Genomic DNA, 3,159 nt, shown 5'->3' on the forward strand with positions numbered 1-3,159 from the left:
GCGCAGTCGGGAACCGGGCCGGTGTTGTTACCGGGTGCGTTTTACTTTTTACGCGAAACCCAACTGCCGCCGATGGAGGCCCTGCGCAAACACGGGGTCAAAATTGCCATCGCCAGCGACCTCAACCCCGGCACGTCGCCAGGGTTGTCGTTGCGTCTGATGCTGAACATGGCATGCACCCTGTTTCGCATGACCCCGGAAGAAGCCTGGGCAGGCGTCACCCAGCACGCCGCGACGGCCTTGGGCTTGGGCGACAGCCATGGTTCGTTGGAGCCGGGCAAAATGGCTGATTTTGTGGCCTGGAACATTGATCGTCCGGCAGACCTTGCGTACTGGCTAGGCGGAGATCTGGACAAGCGCGTCGTGCGTAACGGCGTCGACGTCACGCTTTAGGAGAAAAGGCTGTGGATAAGGTTCTGACATTCAAACAAGGCCGCGTGCCATTACTGATCAGCATGCCCCACGCAGGTTTAAAGCTAACGCCTGCGGTCGAGACAGGCTTGATCCCTGAGGCGCAAAGCCTGCCCGACACCGACTGGCATATTCCTAAGCTTTACGCGTTTGCCGCTGAACTGGGGGCCAGCACGTTGGCGGCCGAGTATTCGCGGTTTGTGATCGACCTCAACCGCCCAGAAGACGACGCGCCGATGTACGTAGGCGCAACCACCGGGTTATTTCCGGCCACTCTGTTTGACGGTGTGCCGCTGTTTCGTGAAGGGCAAATACCCTCCGCACAAGAGCGTGCAACCTATTTACAAACCATCTGGAAGCCTTACCACCAGACCTTGCAACAAGAGCTTAAGCGCCTGAAAGACGAGTTTGGGTATGCGCTGCTGTTTGATGCGCACTCGATCCGCTCACACGTGCCGCATTTGTTTGATGGGCGTTTGCCTGATTTCAACTTGGGTACGTTCAATGGTGCGAGCTGCGACCCGCAACTTGCCCGAGATCTAGAGGCGATTTGCGCCGAGCACTCCGCTTACAGCCATGTTTTGAATGGCCGTTTCAAAGGCGGCCACATCACCCGGCACTACGGTAGCCCGACGGACAACATCCATGCGGTGCAACTGGAGCTGGCGCAAAGCACTTATATGGAGGAGTTTGAGCCTTTTAACTACCGCCAAGACCTAGCTACCCCAACTCAAGTGGTGCTCAAGCAACTGCTGGCGCGGATTATCACGTGGGGTGAAGAGCGCTACGCCAAAGGTTGACGTCAGAAGCCTGAGAAACCGAACACCCGTTATGCGTCAGCTATCGGAATGGATGTGCCGACGCTTCACAACGATAAACAGCGGTTAGGCAAACAGCCCGACCTCGCACGATGTGTAGAGGGGGCTGCCCGCCGGGAGGGGGTTGAAACCTCGCCGCTATACTCCATGCTCATTCTGCTAATCGGGTTTATGATGCCAGACGGCACTTTTTCTTGAAGTCCCCACCAGGGATGACCTCAACCCTCCCGCGGAGTGTGTAATGCAGACTTTGTTCCCGCAGATCAAACCCTACGCCCGGCACGCTCTAGCTGTCGATGGGCCGCATGTCTTGTATGTCGATGAGAGCGGTACGCCCGACGGCTTGCCGGTGGTTTTTGTACACGGCGGGCCGGGGGCAGGGTGTGATGCCAATAGCCGCTGTTTTTTCGATCCGGGCGTGTACCGCATCATTACGTTCGACCAGCGCGGATGTGGTCGCTCAACCCCGCACGCCAGTCTAGATAACAACACTACGTGGGATTTAGTCGCTGATATGGAGCGGATTCGTCTGTTTCTAAGCATCGACAAGTGGGTGTTGTTCGGTGGCTCATGGGGTTCCACGTTGTCGCTGGCCTACGCGCAAAGCCATCCGGAACGAGTACATGGGCTGATTCTGCGCGGGATTTTTCTGGCGCGTGAGCAAGAAATCGAATGGTTCTATCAAGCAGGCGCCAGCCGTCTATTCCCGGATTACTGGCAGGATTACATCGCGCCCATCCCACCCGAGGAACGGGGTAACTTGCTCACTGCGTTCCAGAAGCGCTTGACGGGCAATGATCAGATCGCGCAAATGCACGCGGCCAAAGCGTGGTCGACGTGGGAAGGCCGCACCGCGACCCTGCGCCCCAATCCACAAGTGGTTGAGCGTTTTTGCGATCCGCACCGGGCGTTGTCGATTGCCCGTATCGAATGCCATTACTTCACCCACAGCGCGTTCCTTGAACCTAATCAGTTGATCCGCGACATGCACAAAATTGCCCACTTGCCGGCCGTGATCGTGCATGGGCGGTACGACGTGATTTGCCCGCTGGATAACGCTTGGGAGCTTCATCAAAATTGGCCGGGCAGCGAGCTGCAAGTGATCCGCGAGGCGGGGCACTCTGCGTCTGAGGTCGGGATTACCGACGCTTTAGTGCGGGCGACCGAGCAAATGGCTCAACGCCTGCTCAACTTGCAGCCGGACGAAGCATGAGGGGTTTACTGCAACGTGTTTCAGGCGCGCGAGTAGAAGTCGGCGGGGAGGTGGTCGGCGCCATCGACCAAGGCTTGCTGGTATTGCTGGCTGTCGAGCCCGACGACACCCCTGCACATGCGGCCAAAATGCTGCACAAGCTGCTCAATTACCGGGTGTTCAGCGATGTTGACGGCAAGATGAATCTGTCGTTGAAGGATATCGAGGGCGGTTTGCTATTGGTGTCGCAATTTACCTTGGCGGCAGACACCCGCAGTGGCCTGCGACCTGGCTTTTCTACTGCGGCACCTCCGGCGATGGCCGAGGCGATGTTTGATCACGTTTTAACCGAAGCCAAACGCCAGCATTCGACGGTCGAATCAGGTCGTTTTGGGGCCGATATGCAGGTGCATTTGGTCAATGATGGCCCCGTTACATTTTTGTTACAGATCTAAAACTCTGAAAACCCTTGTTTTGTCTGAAAACAGGTGCTTTTCGTGAGAAATACTTGGCGACACTAGATGCGTTGTAACGCGGGCTACTAGATAATCCCGCGCTACCATAGACACTAATCCGGCGCGTCTGGGGAATCATTCTTCCCTTCGGCGGTCGGAACAGTGCTCGCCAACCCGGCAATTTGATCGCTGGCCGTTGGTTTCATCATCTGTTTTCGGCGAGGTTGCTCGTGATTGTTAGTCCATTTAAAGCACCAAAAAGGTCTGCCAAGCGGTTACGCAA

Annotated in this window: 4 protein-coding genes; all 4 read left to right on the top strand. The window is 56.7% G+C overall.

The window, feature by feature from the left end; all coding sequences use genetic code 11:
* Positions 1-393, top strand: a 393-nt coding sequence (locus tag AQS70_RS08270; protein WP_156355076.1) for an amidohydrolase family protein, incomplete at its 5' end; no start/stop codon positions are given.
* Between the two features lie 11 nt (positions 394-404).
* The gene (gene hutG / locus AQS70_RS08275) at positions 405-1,211 is read left to right on the top strand and encodes an N-formylglutamate deformylase (protein ID WP_055102371.1); all 807 of its coding nucleotides are present in this window, start codon (positions 405-407) and stop codon (positions 1,209-1,211) included.
* 259 nt (positions 1,212-1,470) lie between these two features.
* Complete coding sequence (pip, locus tag AQS70_RS08280; RefSeq protein WP_055102372.1) at positions 1,471-2,442, top strand: prolyl aminopeptidase; 972 nt, start codon at positions 1,471-1,473, stop codon at positions 2,440-2,442.
* Positions 2,439-2,876, top strand: coding sequence for a D-aminoacyl-tRNA deacylase (gene dtd / locus AQS70_RS08285; RefSeq protein ID WP_055102373.1), 438 nt, complete (start codon positions 2,439-2,441; stop codon positions 2,874-2,876). Before pip ends, dtd begins: the two co-directional genes overlap by 4 nt.
* The last annotated feature ends 283 nt before the right edge of the window (positions 2,877-3,159 follow it).

The sequence above is a fragment of the Pseudomonas endophytica genome (assembly GCF_001411475.1).
Classification (GTDB): Bacteria; Pseudomonadota; Gammaproteobacteria; order Pseudomonadales; family Pseudomonadaceae; genus Aquipseudomonas; species Aquipseudomonas endophytica.